The 14,778-nt window shown below is 69.5% G+C and carries 15 protein-coding genes; 8 read left to right on the forward strand and 7 right to left on the reverse strand.

Annotation, left to right across the window (positions count from 1 at the left end):
- Window positions 1–46: 46 nt before the first annotated feature.
- The 3 genes from ACWDO5_RS26240 to ilvA all read right to left on the reverse strand — a co-directional run bounded on the left by ACWDO5_RS26240 (window position 47) and on the right by ilvA (window position 3,340).
- A complete protein-coding gene (locus ACWDO5_RS26240; protein WP_450532820.1) occupies window positions 47–922 on the reverse strand; it encodes an ABC transporter permease in 876 nt (291 codons plus the stop codon).
- Entirely contained in the window at window positions 919–1,947 is a 1,029-nt protein-coding gene (locus ACWDO5_RS26245; RefSeq protein ID WP_450532821.1) for an ATP-binding cassette domain-containing protein, read from the reverse strand. Before ACWDO5_RS26245 ends, ACWDO5_RS26240 begins: the two co-directional genes overlap by 4 nt.
- Before the next feature lie 163 nt (window positions 1,948–2,110).
- Window positions 2,111–3,340 (reverse strand): threonine ammonia-lyase, encoded by a 1,230-nt coding sequence (gene ilvA / locus ACWDO5_RS26250; protein ID WP_450532822.1) that lies wholly within the window; start codon window positions 3,338–3,340, stop codon window positions 2,111–2,113.
- Between the two features lie 145 nt (window positions 3,341–3,485).
- On the opposite strand from ilvA, the gene ACWDO5_RS26255 reads away from it, so the two are divergent.
- The 4 genes from ACWDO5_RS26255 (at window position 3,486) to ACWDO5_RS26270 (ending at window position 5,007) form a co-directional block, all read left to right on the forward strand.
- Window positions 3,486–3,998, forward strand: a complete 513-nt coding sequence (locus ACWDO5_RS26255; protein WP_450532823.1) for a MarR family winged helix-turn-helix transcriptional regulator — start codon at window positions 3,486–3,488, stop codon at window positions 3,996–3,998.
- 32 nt (window positions 3,999–4,030) lie between these two features.
- A complete protein-coding gene (locus ACWDO5_RS26260) occupies window positions 4,031–4,504 on the forward strand; it encodes a sigma factor-like helix-turn-helix DNA-binding protein (protein ID WP_450532824.1) in 474 nt (157 codons plus the stop codon).
- Window positions 4,501–4,752 (forward strand): hypothetical protein, encoded by a 252-nt coding sequence (locus ACWDO5_RS26265; RefSeq protein WP_450532825.1) that lies wholly within the window; start codon window positions 4,501–4,503, stop codon window positions 4,750–4,752. The genes ACWDO5_RS26260 and ACWDO5_RS26265 overlap by 4 nt, the downstream gene beginning before the upstream one ends.
- 63 nt (window positions 4,753–4,815) lie before the next feature.
- Complete coding sequence (locus tag ACWDO5_RS26270) at window positions 4,816–5,007, forward strand: DUF1059 domain-containing protein (RefSeq protein WP_450532826.1); 192 nt, start codon at window positions 4,816–4,818, stop codon at window positions 5,005–5,007.
- A 54-nt stretch (window positions 5,008–5,061) separates the two neighbouring features.
- Here the strand turns inward: ACWDO5_RS26270 and ACWDO5_RS26275 are convergent, their stop codons facing one another.
- Window positions 5,062–6,216 (reverse strand): cystathionine gamma-synthase, encoded by a 1,155-nt coding sequence (locus ACWDO5_RS26275; RefSeq protein ID WP_450532828.1) that lies wholly within the window; start codon window positions 6,214–6,216, stop codon window positions 5,062–5,064.
- A gap of 138 nt (window positions 6,217–6,354) precedes the next feature.
- On the opposite strand from ACWDO5_RS26275, the gene ACWDO5_RS26280 reads away from it, so the two are divergent.
- The 4 genes from ACWDO5_RS26280 (at window position 6,355) to ACWDO5_RS26295 (ending at window position 11,141) form a co-directional block, all read left to right on the forward strand.
- Window positions 6,355–7,458, forward strand: a complete 1,104-nt coding sequence (locus tag ACWDO5_RS26280; protein WP_450532829.1) for a hypothetical protein — start codon at window positions 6,355–6,357, stop codon at window positions 7,456–7,458.
- Between the two features lie 75 nt (window positions 7,459–7,533).
- A complete protein-coding gene (gene msrA / locus ACWDO5_RS26285) occupies window positions 7,534–8,199 on the forward strand; it encodes a peptide-methionine (S)-S-oxide reductase MsrA (protein WP_450532830.1) in 666 nt (221 codons plus the stop codon).
- Window positions 8,200–8,998: 799 nt separating this feature from the next.
- Window positions 8,999–10,384, forward strand: a complete 1,386-nt coding sequence (locus ACWDO5_RS26290; protein ID WP_450532831.1) for an FAD-binding oxidoreductase — start codon at window positions 8,999–9,001, stop codon at window positions 10,382–10,384.
- Window positions 10,385–10,706: 322 nt separating this feature from the next.
- Window positions 10,707–11,141, forward strand: coding sequence for a hypothetical protein (locus ACWDO5_RS26295; protein ID WP_450532832.1), 435 nt, complete (start codon window positions 10,707–10,709; stop codon window positions 11,139–11,141).
- A 455-nt stretch (window positions 11,142–11,596) separates the two neighbouring features.
- Here ACWDO5_RS26295 and rox read toward each other — a convergent pair whose 3' ends face one another.
- The 3 genes from rox to ACWDO5_RS26310 all read right to left on the reverse strand — a co-directional run bounded on the left by rox (window position 11,597) and on the right by ACWDO5_RS26310 (window position 14,725).
- Window positions 11,597–13,024: a rifampin monooxygenase gene (rox, locus tag ACWDO5_RS26300; RefSeq protein WP_450532833.1), complete on the reverse strand. Its 1,428-nt coding sequence runs from the start codon at window positions 13,022–13,024 to the stop codon at window positions 11,597–11,599.
- A 275-nt stretch (window positions 13,025–13,299) separates the two neighbouring features.
- Window positions 13,300–13,731 (reverse strand): sodium:solute symporter family transporter, encoded by a 432-nt coding sequence (locus ACWDO5_RS26305; RefSeq protein WP_450532834.1) that lies wholly within the window; start codon window positions 13,729–13,731, stop codon window positions 13,300–13,302.
- Between the two features lie 4 nt (window positions 13,732–13,735).
- Window positions 13,736–14,725, reverse strand: coding sequence for a GNAT family N-acetyltransferase (locus ACWDO5_RS26310; RefSeq protein ID WP_450532835.1), 990 nt, complete (start codon window positions 14,723–14,725; stop codon window positions 13,736–13,738).
- Window positions 14,726–14,778 lie beyond the last annotated feature (53 nt).

Consider the following 14,778-nt stretch of genomic DNA (forward strand, 5'->3'; position numbering starts at 1 on the left):
CCCGCGTGTGACGCGGTCCGGCCCCTTCGCTCTGCGTGCTGACGGATCAGGCGGTCGCCGAGCGGTACTTGCGCACCGCGAGCGTACGGAACGCGAGAATGATCAGGATCGACCAGAGCACCGATGCCAGCACGGCGTGCTGCATGGGCCAGGCGTCCGACACCGGGTAGTTCGGCGGCAGATTGCCGAACAGCTCGCGGCATGCCTGCACGGTGGCGCTGAAGGGGTTCCACTCGGCAATGTGCCGCAAGAAGGTCGGCATCTGCTCCGCGGGCACGAAGGCGTTCGAGATGAAGGTCAGCGGGAACAGCCAGATCAGACCGCCGGACGTGGCGGCCTCCGGTGTGCGCACCGACAGACCGATCAGTGCGCCGATCCAGGAGAAGGCGTATCCCAGCAGAAGCAGCAGGCCGAAGCCGAGCAGCACCTTGCCGAAGTTCTCGTGCGTACGCCAGCCGATGATGAACGCGACGAGCGCGAGGACCACCAGGGTGAGTGCGGTCTGCACGAGGTCCGCGAGCGTACGGCCCGTGAGGACCGCACCGCGAGCCATGGGCAGCGACCGGAAGCGGTCGATGAGCCCCTTGTGCATGTCGTCGGCGATACCGGCGCCGGCACCCGCCGTGGCGAAGGTGACGGTCTGCGCGAAAATACCCGCCATCAGGAATTCGCGGTACTGGCCCGCGTCGATCTCTCCCTGCTGGCCCGGGAGTTGGATCGCGCCGCCGAAGACATAGGCGAACAGCACCACGAACATGACGGGCTGGATCATCCCGAAGATGATCATCTCCGGGATCCGGGTCATCCGGATGAGATTGCGCTTGGCGACGACGAGCGAGTCGTTGACCGACTGCACGATGCCGCCGCGGGGTCTGGGGGCCGCGACCTGCACGGCGTCCGTTGTGGCAGTTGTGGCGGTCACTTCGCGGACTCCTTCCGGGACTTCTTGGCCTTCGCGCCCTGGGCACCCCTGGCGTCCTGTGCCTCGCCGTTCTCCTCGGCCTCGATCTCGGCGGCGTGGCCGGTCAGCGAGATGAAGACATCGTCGAGGGTGGGCCGGCGCAGACCGATGTCGTCGATCTCGACGCCCCGGATGTCCAGTTCGCGGATGACCTCGGCGAGCAGCTTGGCGCCGCCGGTGACGGGGACGGTGAGCTTGCGGGTGTGTTCGGCGATCGCGACGTCGCCCTTGCCGAAGCCGAGGAGCACCTCGCGCGCCGGGCTGATCTGCTCGCTCTCGTGCACGACGACCTCGACGCGCTCGCCGCCCGTACGGGCCTTGAGCTGGTCGGAGGTACCGCGCGCGATGACCTTGCCGTGGTCGACGACGCAGATGTCGTGGGCCAGGTGGTCGGCCTCTTCGAGGTACTGGGTGGTGAGCAGCAGTGTCGTACCGCCCCTGACCAGCTCCTGGATGACCTCCCACAGTTGCTGCCGGTTGCGCGGGTCGAGGCCGGTGGTCGGCTCGTCCATGAACATCACCGGCGGCGATACGACCAGGGCCGCGGCGAGGTCGAGGCGGCGGCGCATACCGCCGGAGTACGTCTTGGCGGGGCGGTCGGCGGCGTCGGCGAGGTTGAAGCGCTCGAGCAGCTCGCCCGCCCGCGTCTTCGCGTCCCGCGAGCTCATCTGGTAGAGCTGGCCGACCATTTGGAGGTTCTCGCGGCCGGTCAGATACTCGTCGACCGCGGCGAACTGGCCGGAGAGGCCGATGGAGCGGCGCACTTCGTTCGGGTGCTTGAGGACGTCGATACCGGCGACGACGGCCTTGCCGCTGTCGGGCTGCAGGAGCGTGGTCAGTACGCGCACGGCGGTGGTCTTGCCGGCGCCGTTCGGGCCGAGCAGTCCCAGAACCGTGCCTTCGGGGACGTCGAGATCGACGCCGTCCAGAGCTCTTACGTCGCCGAAGGTCTTCACCAGACCTTCGGCGTAAATGGCGCCTGGCATATGGGTCCCCCAAGGTGGCAGATGATGGTCGCGTCATGCGAAAGCTCGGATGTGCGTGCCTGCTCGCGGCTTCGCCGGGAAATGGCAAGGCCCTTACGGTAACGCGATACATCGCGTTACTCAAGAGCGCCGCGATAGATGCGGGTAACGACTCGGCCAGGACTCAGACCATGACGGTGTAACCCGCATCGCGAAGCGCCGCCGCGACCTCTTCGCAGTGCTCCGGGCCCTTCGTCTCCAGCTGCAACTCCACCTCCGCTTCCGTGAGTCCGAGCCGTGGATCGGTCCGTACGTGACTCACATCAAGGACGTTAGCGTCGACCACTGACAACGAGCCGAGAAGTGCGGCAAGGGCCCCCGGCCGGTCCGTCAGGCGCACCCGCAGCGAGAGATACCGGCCCGCCGCCGCCATGCCGTGCCGCAGGATCCGCTGCATCAGCAGCGGGTCCACATTGCCGCCCGACAGCAGGGCGACGACCGGTCCCTCGAACGCCCGCGGCTCGCTCAGCAGCGCCGCCACCGGACTCGCCCCGGCCGGCTCGACGACGAGCTTCGCCCGCTCAAGGCAGAGCAGCAGCGCGCTGGAAAGCGCGTCCTCGGAGACCGTACGGACCTCGTCGACAAGATCGCCAATGATTTTGAACGGAACGTCCCCCGGGCGGCCCACATTGATGCCGTCCGCCATCGTCGACGGATGGTCGATCGACACCGGGTGGCCCGCGGAGAGCGAGGGCGGATACGCGGCCGCGCCCTCCGCCTGCACGCCGATCAGCTTCACATCCGGCCGCAGCGCCTTCACCGCCACCGCGATACCGGCCGCCAGCCCGCCGCCGCCGATGCCGACGACGATCGTCCGCACCTCCGGGCACTGCTCGAGGATCTCCAGCCCGACCGTGCCCTGCCCGGCGATGATGTCGGGGTGATCGAAGGGGTGGATGAAGACCGCGCCCGTCTCGTGCGCGTATTCCTGCGCGGCGGCCAGCGTCTCGTCGATGACCTGGCCCTGCAGCCGCACATCGGCGCCGTACTCCCTCGTCGCCGCGACCTTCGGCAGCGGCGCTCCCATCGGCATGAACACCGTGGAGCGCACCCCGAGCAGCGAGGACGCCAGCGCGACCCCCTGCGCGTGGTTGCCGGCGGACGCGGCGACGACGCCCGCGGCCCGCTCCTCCGGGGAGAGCCCGGCGATGCGTACGTACGCGCCGCGCAGCTTGAACGAACCGGTGCGCTGCAGGTTCTCGCACTTGAAGTGGACAGGCGCGCCGACCAGGTGCGACAGATGCCTGCTGCCCTCCATCGCGGTCATCCTGGCGACCCCCGCGAGCATCTTCTGTGCCCCTCGGATGTCGTCGAGGATGACGGGGCGAAAGGTGCCAGGCGTGCTGAAGGTCATGACGCCAAGTCTCGCAGCTCACCGGCCAGGCGGCTGCCCGGTTTCCCTGCTCCCCACTGGTTTGTGCAGCCCTGGTACGCACCGGGTTTTTGCCGCGTACTCTGTCCCCCACCAACCGACCACCGCACGAGAGAGCCCTCTAGCCATGCCCCCCACTCAGGACATGACGACTCATCTCGACCCCGGCCTCCTCGATGCCCTGCAGCACGAGGTCGCCGTCTTCGCACGCCGCGCGGAACAGACCCGGCTCGGCGGGGTCGGCCAGGTCCGCAACTCCATGGACCGTGCCGCGTATCTGCTGCTCAACCGGCTCGACAAGGAAGGCCCCATGGGGGTCAAGGCGCTCGCCGCGGGGATGGGCATCGACTCGTCGACCGTAACCCGCCAAGTCGCGCCGCTCGTCGACACGGGCCTCGTCAAGCGCACCTCCCACCCGGAGGACGGCCGCGCCGTCGTGCTCCAGCTGTCCCCCCGCGGCCAGGCCAGGCTCGAAGAAGTCCGCTCCTCGCGGCGCGAGCTGATGGCACAGGTGACGGACGGCTGGACCGAGGCGGAGCGGGAGTCGTTCTGCACCCTGCTCACCCGCTTCAACACCGCGCTCTCCGCCCGCCAGGCCGGCCTGCCGCCCGTGGACACGGAGACGCCGCCGACCTCTTGACCCGGTGGGCGCATCTGCCCCTAGATGAGGATGTGAGCGAGCGGCAGACGGTACGACGGCGTCGCCGGGCCCGTGAGTTCGATGCTTTCGTCGCGGGCGCGGCGGGCCGGCTGCTGCATGCCGCGACCCTGCTCACCGCCGAACCCCCCGGTGCCAACCCGCACGCCCAGCAGCTGCTGACGGCGGCCCTCGCCCATACGTACGCGGAATGGGACCGGCTGCGCGGCGAGGACCCGTACGACCGCACCCGCCAGGACCTCGCCGCCCGCTTCGCCCGCAGCGCCTGGCGCTACCACCGGGTGCGCGGCGGCGTACTGGACCGCCTCACCCCGCAGGAACGCCTCATCCTGGTGCTGCGCCTGTACGAAGGGGTCGCCGCGGAGCAGACGGCGGCAATGATCGGGCTCCCGGTGGAACGGGTCCGCGCGATCTGCACCCGCGCGATCGCGACGATGCGCAGCGCCCCGCCGGCGCCGCCGTGCGCCCCGGCCCAGGCGGCGACATGAGCCGCCCGGACCGCAAGGAGGACGAGGTCCGCCGGATGCTGGAGACCCACCACCTCCCGGTCCCGGCCGATCTGGCGGCCCGCGCGGCGGAACACGGGACCCGGCTGCTGCGCCGCCACCGGACGGTACGCCGCGCCGCTTGGCTGCTGCTGATGGCGGCGGCAATCGCGTTCGCGATCTGGGCGGCGATTGTGGAGCCGTGGGTGACGCCGCCGACGGAGACAACACCTGAGCTGGAGGGCTGGTAACGACCCCCTTGTCCGGATCTATGCTGGATGGAGCGGCGCACAGATCGAGCCGAGGAGGTCGTCATGACCAGAAAAGTTGCCGACTGCCGCAAATTCCCGAGCGAGATGGACTGCAGCCTCACCATCTCCGGCGAGGAAGAGGAAGTCGTCCGGGCCGCCAGTGAACACGCGGTCTCCGTCCACGGACACACGGACAGCCTGGAACTGCGTTCACAGATCCGGGAGTCCCTCGAGAACGAGAAGGTCCACGCCTGACCGGGCCACTTCCGTAGGACGCCGGCCGGGCGTCGGGCCTCCGGTCCGCGTGGCTCAGCCCAGCGCCTGCTGCAGGTCAGCCAGCAGATCGTCGCCCGACTCAATGCCCACCGACAGACGCACCAGGTCCGCCGGAACCTCCAGGGCGGAGCCCGCCACCGAGGCGTGCGTCATCCGGCCCGGGTGCTCGATCAGCGACTCGACCCCGCCCAGGGACTCACCCAGCGTGAAGAGCTTCGCGCGGTTGCAGACCTCGACCGCCGCCGCCTCGCCGCCCTCGACCCGGAAGGAGACCATCCCGCCGAAGGCCTTCATCTGCTTCGCCGCGGTCTCGTGGCCCGGGTGCTCAGGCAGCCCCGGGTAGAGGACCTGCGTGACCCTGGGGTGGCGAGTGAGCATCTCAGCGACCCGGGCGGCGTTCGCGCTGTGCCGGTCCATCCGGACGGGCAGCGTCTTGATGCCGCGCAGCACCAGCCACGCGTCGAAGGGGCCTGCCACCGCTCCCATGGCGTTCTGGTGGTACGCCAGTTCCTCGCCCACCGTCGAGTCCGCCGCGATCAGCGCACCGCCGACGACGTCGGAGTGCCCGCCCATGTACTTGGTCAGCGAGTGCACGACGATGTCCGCGCCGAGCGCGATCGGCTGCTGCAGATAGGGGCTGGCGAAGGTGTTGTCCACGACGAGGCGCGCGCCCGCACCCCGCGCGATCTCCGCGACCGCCGCGATGTCGGTGATGCCGAGGAGGGGGTTGGACGGGGTCTCGACCCAGATGACCTTCGTCTTGGGGGTGAGGGCTGCGCGCACCGCGGCCGGGTCGGAGGTGTTCGCCACCGACCATTCGACGCCCCACCGGGAGACGACCTTCGCGAAGAGCCGGAAGGTGCCGCCGTACGCGTCGTTCGGGATCACCACATGGTCGCCCGGCTCCAGCAGCGTACGCAGCAGGCAGTCCTCCGCCGCGAGCCCGGACGCGAAGGCGAGCCCGCGCCGGCCGCCCTCCAGCGCCGCGAGGTTCTCCTCGAGGGCGGTACGGGTCGGGTTGGCGCTGCGGCTGTACTCATAGCCGCCGCGCAGTCCGCCCACGCCGTCCTGCTTGTAGGTGGACACCTGATAGATGGGCGGGACGACCGCGCCGGTCAGTGGGTCCGCCGTGTTGCCCGCGTGGATCGCGATGGTCTCGAAGCTGTGCAAGCTGTGCTGGTCGCTCATGAGGCCCGAGCGTAGTCCGGGTCGGGCTCGGGCGGCGCGTCCCGCCCCGGCCGCTGTCCGGGGCGTTGCGGTCGAACCCGTGCGCAGCCCCGCCCCGGCCGCTGTCCGGGACTGTGCGGTCTTGGAGACAATGGGCTCATGGAGATTCTCTGGTTCCTGATCGCGATGGCCATGCTGGCCGCGGTCATCGGTCCTTTTGTGCTGCGCCGCCGCTCCGGCATCGTCCAGGTCGCGCCCGGCTCACCCGACGCCGCCGACCCGGACACGTACGGATTCATGCGCCAGGAAGAGCTGGACATCCGGCTGCCGGGACCCGACCAGGACCTCCTCGACGTACTCGACGTCGTGCAGCACACCCAGGACTGGCGGGCCGCGTCGCAACTACTGGCCGGCACCCCGAAGGACGGCGAGGTGCGCTGGCAGCGCGTGCAGGCCTTCGCCGGAGCGGCGTCGCTGGAGCTCCAGCAGCGGCCGGGCGTCGGCGGGGCATGGCTGCGCGCCTGGCGCTCGGATTCCCCGAAGGACGCGGGCGGCGCGCAGGTGCACGCGGAGTTCCTGGTGCAGCAGGCCTGGCGGTCCTCGACCGCGGGCACCGACGACTTCCGGATCATCCTGGAGGAGGCCCGTACGGTCTGCGGCGAGGCGGCTCTGCTCGCGCCCGGCGACCCCGTCCCGTACATCGTCGAACTCGCCGTCGCGCGCGGACTCGGCTACCCCCACGAGCAGTTCGACCAGCTGTGGGCGAAGGTCATCGACCGCGCGCCCGAGCACATGGGCGCACATCTGGCCGCGCTGCACTACTGGTGCGAGAAGTGGCACGGCTCCCGCGAGGAGGCCGACCACTTCGCGACGACCGCCGCGGCCCGCGCCCCGCAGGGCTCGCTGCTGGCCGCGCTGCCGCTGTTCGCGGTGTACGAGCACGTCCCCGACCTCAACCTGGTGCAGGGTTTCTACCAGAGCGCGGTGGTGACGAAGGCGATGGAGGGCGCGCTCTTCGCGGTGCACTCCGCCCGCGCCGACGACCCGATGCTCGCGCACGTACGGCATCTGCTGGTCCTCTTCCTCGTACGGTCGGAGAGGTGGGCCGAGGCGATGAACCAGCTGGTGAGGGTGGACGGCCACGTCGGCGCGCTGCCGTGGACACACAGCGGCGACCCGGCGGCGGAGTACACGGTGTACCGGAACCTGGCGGTGGCGGGGTACGAGGCGAACGGTGGCAGCCCGGCGACGCTGCTGCAGTGAGGCGGGCGCGGCGGGCAGGAATCCCTGCCCGCCCCCGGACGTTGTCATGAGGGCCGACCCCCTCGAGGAGACCGCATGTTCCTTTCCCGCCGCACCCCCGAGCTGCCCACCCCCGACCAGGCCCTGCGCGGCCGCGAGACCCCCGAGTTCTCCGTCCCCGACCGCCACACGGTCCTCGGCAACCCGCTGCTGGGCCCGTACCCGGAGGGCCTGGAGGTCGCGGACTTCGGCCTGGGCTGTTTCTGGGGCGCGGAGCGCAAGTTCTGGCAGACGGACGGCGTCTGGACGACGCTGGTCGGCTACCAGGGCGGATACACCCCGAACCCGGCGTACGAAGAGGTCTGCTCGGGCCTGACGGGCCACACGGAGGCAGTCCGCGTCGTCTTCGATCCGTCGGTCGTCTCGTACGAGTCGCTGCTGAAGCTGTTCTGGGAGTCCCACGACCCGACGCAGGGCTTCCGCCAGGGCAATGACGTGGGCACGCAGTACCGCTCGGCGATCTACACCCACTCGGATTCCCAGGCGAAGACTGCGCGGGCGTCCCGGGAGGCGTACCAGCGGGTCCTGACGGGCTCGGGGTACGGCACGATCACAACGGAACTGCTGCCGGCGGAGGGCCGCCCGTTCTACCCGGCGGAGGGGTATCACCAGCAGTACCTCGACCGCAACATTAACGGGTACTGCGGGATCGGCGGGACGGGTGTCTCTTGCCCGATCGGTGTTGCGAAGGCAGATGACTGAGCCCACCCCGCCGATGCGACGGCAACGCTGAGCGCACTGCTTGCCGGTCCCGATCCGGTGAGCACTGCCCTGCGGGTTGATGGCTCCCAACGGGTAGCCCATGGGGGCCGGCCATACGGCCGGTGCCCTCCACGTTTCGATTCGCCTTGTCAATCCCGCCATTTCGGGACCAAGAGATCAGGATTGAAGGGTCGCCGGCCTCCGCCACCCACTGGGAGCACGATCACTGCGTGCAGTGCTTCCCTGATCAACGCACGCTTCTGCGCCAGGTCCAGTTGGCCGGAGTTCCAGCGCTCGCGTACGTCACCATCCACATCTAAGGATTCCCGTCCAGCAGATACGACGGGGTGCGGTAGTCGGTAACCGTTCCGTCGGCCTTGATGTTGGGGGCCGAGTCGCGCCGAGAAGACGGCATCCATCGCCATCCATTCCTTCGGTGTGACGATGGGCTCCCACAGCCCCACCACGGGAACGCCATTGGCGTCCCGGACCAACTCCCCGTTGTGTGGCCGACGGGTGAGCTCTGGCTTCGACCCCGAACTGGCGGCGCCACGGCGGTACGGCGGCCGTCGGGCAGCCCATCGCTCACACGTTCCGAAACGTACGCCGACCGTTGAAATTGCACGGCGCCGTAGTCGGCGGGACGCTGAACATGTCAGCCCGAGGCGTCCGCTTGCGCTTCCGGTCCATGACGGGTGCCTGGGCGCTGGCACACAACCGACCCCACGCTCGATGCTGCGGCCGGAACAGGCTGAAGCCGGGGTGAGATGGGGTCGGCGCCTCTCGCAAGGAAAATGCCATGGACAGCACAACCCTGGAAGCGATGCGGAGCAAGCTGCGCGGGCCGGTCATAGGCCCGCAGGACGCTGAATACGACCAGGCCCGCAAGGTCTACAACGCCATGATCGACAAGCGTCCCGCTGCCATCGCTGGATGCATGGACGCTGCAGATGTCATGGCCGCGATCACGATCATCCGCGACAACGGTCTGGAACTCGCCGTCCGGGGTGGCGGACACAGCGGCCCCGGCCTCTGCCTGGTGGACGGCGGCGTCACCATCGACCTGTCGCCGATGCGCTGGGTGCGCGTCGACCCAGCCGCGAAGACAGCCCAGGTCGGCGGAGGAAGCCAACTCGGCGACCTCGACCACGCTGCGCATGGCTTCGGGCTCGCCACGCCCACAGGGATCGTTTCGATGACGGGCGTCGGCGGGCTGACCCTCGGCGGCGGCCACGGCTACCTCACCCGCAAGCACGGCCTGACGGTGGACAACCTGCTGTCCGCGGACGTCGTGCTGGCCGACGGCAGCTTCGTTACCGCGAACGAGACCGAACACCCGGACCTGTTCTGGGCCCTGCGCGGAGGAGGCGGCAACTTCGGCATTGTGACCTCCTTCACCTACGGGCTCCACCCGGTGGACACCGTCGGGGTCGGGATCACCGTCTGGCCGGTCGACCGCACCCGCGAGGTGCTGGCGTGGTATCGCGACTTCCTCCCGCAGGCCCCCGAGGACGTCTACGGCTTCTTCGCGGTCCTTGTGGTCCCGCCCGGCCCGCCCTTCCCCGAAGAGCTCCACGGGCAGAAAGTGTGTGGCGTTGTGTGGTGTCACACCGGTGATCCCGACCGCTTCGAGGAGGCCCTCACGGTGGTGAACGAGCCCGGGCCGCCTGCCTTCCACTTCACGACGCCGATGCCCTACCCCGCGTTGCAGAGCATGTTCGACGACTTGATACCCCCCGGATACCAGTGGTACTGGCGCGGCGACTTCTTCGGCCAGATCCCGGACGCCGCTGTGGACGTGCACCTCAAGTACGGGGAGAACATCCCCACCCCGCTCTCGCTGATGCACCTCTACCCGGTCGACGGGGCCGCCCACCGGGTGGGCCGGGACGACACCGCGTGGGCTTACCGGGACGCCGTGTGGTCCGGCGTCTTCGCCGGTGTCGACCCCGACCCCGCCAACGCCGAGACCATCAAGCAATGGTGCGTCAACTACTGGGAGGAGCTGCACCCGTACTCCATGGGCGGCTCGTACGTGAACTTCATGGGTGCGGACGAAGGCCAGGAACGGGTCCGGGCCACCTACCGCGACCACTACGACCGGCTCGCACAGATCAAGCAAACCTACGACCCCGACAACCTCTTCCACGCCAACCAGAACATCAAGCCCGCACAGCAGCAATGACCAGCGGGTTTGCCGACTGCGCGCAAGACGCCGACTAATGACGGCCCCGAAGCGGAGCGGCGGAGGTGGCCGGCCGATTGCAGAGGTGGCCGTGGGTAACCAGGAGGCAGTCTTCCGCCACGCTGTGGGGCAGTAGGTCCCTTACCACGTATGGCAAGGTATGCCGACGACTCACGCCGACCGGGCGCCTCGCGAGGGAGTCCGGCCCGGCTGCTTTCCGGGCACCGGGACCCTGCGGCGGCGCCCGGGGAGCCCGACTGTCGTATGCCGGACGGGAGCGTCCCGTACGGCTATTCACGCCCAATATTCCCGGAGTACGCCCGTGAACGGAAAGCGCCGCCGACTTCTTCTGGCCGCCATCGACCCCATGCTCGAGCCCGAGGAGCAGGTTGAGGTGACGACCATCGTGAACCTGAGTTCCGTCTCCGTGCGCCGGACGGCAGCGTTCGCGGCAGCCTCGGCGATCATGAGCGCCGGTGGAATGGCCGTGATCCCGGCGCCGACCCCCATGTACTTGGCGATGACCGACCGTCGCATCTTCATCTTCCGGGCGAATCCGACGTTCGCCCGGCCGGAGGAACACCTGATGACGATCCCGCGCGCCGGTCTCGTCCGCTCGGAGATCAAGGAGCGCCTGCTCAACTCGTCTTTTGTCGTCTCCTCGGCGGACAGCGAGCAAGGCCTGAAGATCATCTTCCCGCTGATCGGCCGCCAGGACCGGAACGCGATAGCGGCCGCCTTGCCCCTGGCCGACTGACTGCCCCAGGACCGCACAGGAGCCGAGTGCCCGCCAGGGCGACGTAGCCGGGACGGTTCGCCACCGCCCCGTCGCGTCCGGCGGATACGTTGCGTGCCGACCGGGCAACCAAGGCGGCCAACCGGGACTTCATCAATCGAGTCCAGCAGCGCCTCGGCAATCGCCGGGCGGTAGCTCGGCAGACATGGCCCCCGATGATCGGACGCCCAATCCCCACCCGGGACGGGTCACATGGCGCCTCATTGGGCTGCTCGCGCCTCATTCCTTGGCCGGTCGCCAGGCCGGCCCACCACGTCCGAGGGCCCTCACCGCTTGCACCCGCCAGTCCGGGTTGCCGGACGCTCAGGTCGGCAAGTGCTGGTATCAGCCCAAGAATTGGTCCGCGGTGATGGGGAGGTCGCGGACGCGGATGCCGGTGGCGTGGTGGGCGGCGTTGGCGAACCGCAACTGCGCGCTCAGCTGACGGCAGCGCCGAACCACTTGGGCAGCTGGCTGAGCAGATCCTGCTGATCTTCACCGACCCACGCCACGTGGCCGTCCGGCCGCAGCAGCGCCGCGGGCGCGTCCAGTTCCTCGCTGACGTCGACGACGTGGTCGACCCGATCTGCCCAACCTGCCACCGTAAGCCGGCCGGTCTGGTCGAGCAGCAGCCCGCGGCCGCCGCGCATCAGCTCGTAGAGGCGACCCTGCTTCAGCTTCACGTCCCGCATCCGCCGGCCGAGCAGCTCGTGGCCCTCGCCGAAGTCGTAGCGGACCCCGACCGCGGTGATGATCCCGGTCACGTACCGGTTCACCTCCTCGAAGTCCATCAGCTTCGAGAACAGCTCCCGCAGCGCGGTCGCACCCGGATCAGTCCCCAGCAGCGTGATCTGCGCGCGGGTGTTGTCCAGCACGCGGGCGCCCACCGGGTGCCGTTCGGCTTGGTAGCTGTCCAGCAGCCCCTCCGGTGCCCAGCCGTTGACCTCGGCGGCCAGCTTCCAGCCGAGGTTGAACGCGTCCTGCACGCCGAGGTTGAGCCCCTGCCCGCCGGTCGGCGGGTGGATGTGCGCCGCGTCGCCGGCCAGCAGCACCCGGCCGACCCGGTAGCGCTCGGCCTGCCGGGTGGCGTCGCCGAACCGGGACAGCCAGCGCGGCGAGTGCGCGCCGAAGTCGGTGCCCGCGAAGGCCCGCAGCTGCTGCTTGAACTCCTCGAGGGTCGGCGCGGTCGTACGGTCCTCGGCCACCCCGTCGGCGGGCACGACAACGCGGCACACCCCGTCCTCCTTGGGGATGACGCCGAACCGCAGTTGAGTCTTGCGGACTTCCTCGACGACGGCGGCAATCGTCGCCGGATCCTCGGTCATCTCCATGTCACCCACCAGCGTCTCGACCTTGGCGGGCTCGCCGGGGAAACCGACACCGAGCCGCTTGCGCACCACACTGCGCCCGCCGTCACACCCGACGAGGTAGCGCGAGCGCAGCTGCGTGCCGTCCGCCAGCTCGACGGTCACCCCTTCCTCGTCCTGGCTCAGCCCGACCACTTCGCAGCCGCGCCGGATCTCGGTACCGAGTTCGAGGGCACGCTCGTTGAGCAGCCGCTCGGTGACCGGCTGCGGGATGGCGACGCCGTACGGGTGAGCCGTGTCCAACCGGTCCGGCCACGGCTTCATGATGCCGCCGAAGAGACCGCCGACCTGGAACTTCTCACTGACCGCGAGGAACCGGTCCAGCAGGCCGCGCTGGTCCATCATCTCGACGCTGCGCGCGTGCAGGCCCTGCCCGCGGGACTGGTCGGTCGGCTCGGTCAACTTCTCCAGCACGACCACGTGCACGCCATGCAGCCGCAACTCGCCGGCCAGCATCAAGCCGGTCGGTCCGCCGCCGACCACGATCACGTCAATCATGAGAACCCCCATTTAACACGCACACACTTCGCGAATCTTTCATTTCCGCAGGTTCTGGCCTTGGCCGATCATTCTGCGGTGCAACCCGGGCCTTGCCGCAAGCCCCCCGGTGCGCTATACCTTGAGAGTGGCAAGGAGTGGGTGACCTCCTTGCCTTTGCCTTTTGTCGTCCGCTGTGGACGGACAAGCTCCTCCCGAAGCGGTGACGCGCCGCGTACGGCGATGCCGATACGTTGACATGGGCGTGGTGACTTCAACCGAATCGCTCGCCCGGTCTATGAGCGTCGGCTTCGGCACACGCGACGGTCTCGACGCCCACGACTCACGTCGCCCGGTGCTGAGTTACGGAAAGGTGGCGTACGGCGCGCGGAGGCCGCGTCGGGAGCGGTGCCGAGTTGCATGGCCACGTGTGGCAGGCACGCCACTCCCAGCACGATGGTGATCATCAGGCCGACGAAGTCGAGTGTGCTTTCGGGGTCGGTGCTGTCGGCGAACCGGAGGCGGGGGCGCATATAGCCGACGGGACGGCCGCTGCCCTGTGCGGCGGCGTCGATCAGGGAGTCGCTGCTCCAGTGGAATTGATGGAGCAGCACAGCTGTCACAGCCACGGCCGCGCAGAGCAGCACGACCGTTTTGATCGCCTGAATCACGATCGTGCCACGCATGCCACCGAACACCGTGGCGCAGACGACCAGGGCGCCGATCATGATCCTAGAGCTTGGCCTGGAAGACCGCGGCCGCGCGCTCGCGCCGGTAGCCGAGCCCTTCGTTGACCGCCAGCATCGGTCCGTTGTCGTCGGCGACCGTGGTCGCGATCTCCCGTACGCGGGGATGTGGCGCGCTCACGGTCGACAGCATGTGCCGCTTGACCGCACGGCCCAGTCCGCGGCCCCGGTGGGCCGGGGCGACCACCGTGTCGTACTGGATGGCGCGGACGTCCGACGGGTCGCGCAGCACCAGTTCGGTGTACGCGGCGACAGCGTTGCCGCCCGCGGGGTGGAGGACCGCCGAGGAGAGGATCACCCCGCCCCGGTCCACGATCAGCCGCGCGGCGGCCCGCACCCGGTTCGCGTCCCAACGCGGTGTCTGCTCGTCCCTTTCGCCGTTGGGGGCGTCCTCCATGGCGTTGTGGGCATCGGCGAACGCATCGGCGAAGGCGTCGGGCACGACGCCGGCCCACTGGGCGTACGCATAGCCCTCGGGGAGCTCCGGCGGCTGCGGTTGGGCGTCGAGCGCGGCCCGCACATTCTGTACGTACCACGCGAGCGGCAGCACATTCTCGAAGCCGATTCCGGTGGCGAACTCCTCGCCCGCGCCACCCGGTTCGAGGACCGTGGAGACCGATGTCCGTCCATCGGCGGTGAGTTCGGCGCGCACGGCGTCCCAGAGCGCGGCGCCGACGCCGCGCCGTCCGGCCCGCGGGTGTACGGCCAGCACATCGAGGAAGGCCGTGTGCCGGTTGGCCTCGTCCGTGAACAGCAGCAGCGAGGCCACCCCGTCGTACGAGCCGTCCGGGGCCGTCGCCGCGAGATGGACGGTGTGCCCGCCCACCGAGGAGTGCCGCAGCTTCCCCTCGGTCTCGACCCGGCCGGGCGCCGGCACCCCCGCCGGAAGATCGTGGGCGTGCACGGCGGTGACCACCGAGTGCCAGGCGTCGATGGCGGAGACGGCGGGTGTGAGGGGGAGCCGGGTGATCGTCATGTCGACGACGGTACGGGCAGGTTCGAGCCACCGCAGCAACAAAAACGGCGGCA

This window comes from Streptomyces sp. NPDC000880, assembly GCF_053599675.1.

What these genes read in the sequence shown, in the direction of transcription:
- rox (WP_450532833.1), bottom strand. Translation starts at nt 13,024, where the DNA reads ATGATTGACGTGATCGTGGTCGGCGGCGGACCGACCGGCTTGATGCTG.
- ilvA (WP_450532822.1), bottom strand. Translation starts at nt 3,340, where the DNA reads ATGACCTTCAGCACGCCTGGCACCTTTCGCCCCGTCATCCTCGACGAC.
- ACWDO5_RS26310 (WP_450532835.1), bottom strand. Translation starts at nt 14,725, where the DNA reads ATGACGATCACCCGGCTCCCCCTCACACCCGCCGTCTCCGCCATCGAC.
- ACWDO5_RS26265 (WP_450532825.1), top strand. Translation starts at nt 4,501, where the DNA reads ATGAGCCGCCCGGACCGCAAGGAGGACGAGGTCCGCCGGATGCTGGAG.
- ACWDO5_RS26255 (WP_450532823.1), top strand. Translation starts at nt 3,486, where the DNA reads ATGCCCCCCACTCAGGACATGACGACTCATCTCGACCCCGGCCTCCTC.
- ACWDO5_RS26245 (WP_450532821.1), bottom strand. Translation starts at nt 1,947, where the DNA reads ATGCCAGGCGCCATTTACGCCGAAGGTCTGGTGAAGACCTTCGGCGAC.
- ACWDO5_RS26270 (WP_450532826.1), top strand. Translation starts at nt 4,816, where the DNA reads ATGACCAGAAAAGTTGCCGACTGCCGCAAATTCCCGAGCGAGATGGAC.
- ACWDO5_RS26275 (WP_450532828.1), bottom strand. Translation starts at nt 6,216, where the DNA reads ATGAGCGACCAGCACAGCTTGCACAGCTTCGAGACCATCGCGATCCAC.
- ACWDO5_RS26290 (WP_450532831.1), top strand. Translation starts at nt 8,999, where the DNA reads ATGGACAGCACAACCCTGGAAGCGATGCGGAGCAAGCTGCGCGGGCCG.
- ACWDO5_RS26280 (WP_450532829.1), top strand. Translation starts at nt 6,355, where the DNA reads ATGGAGATTCTCTGGTTCCTGATCGCGATGGCCATGCTGGCCGCGGTC.
- ACWDO5_RS26305 (WP_450532834.1), bottom strand. Translation starts at nt 13,731, where the DNA reads ATGATCGGCGCCCTGGTCGTCTGCGCCACGGTGTTCGGTGGCATGCGT.
- msrA (WP_450532830.1), top strand. Translation starts at nt 7,534, where the DNA reads ATGTTCCTTTCCCGCCGCACCCCCGAGCTGCCCACCCCCGACCAGGCC.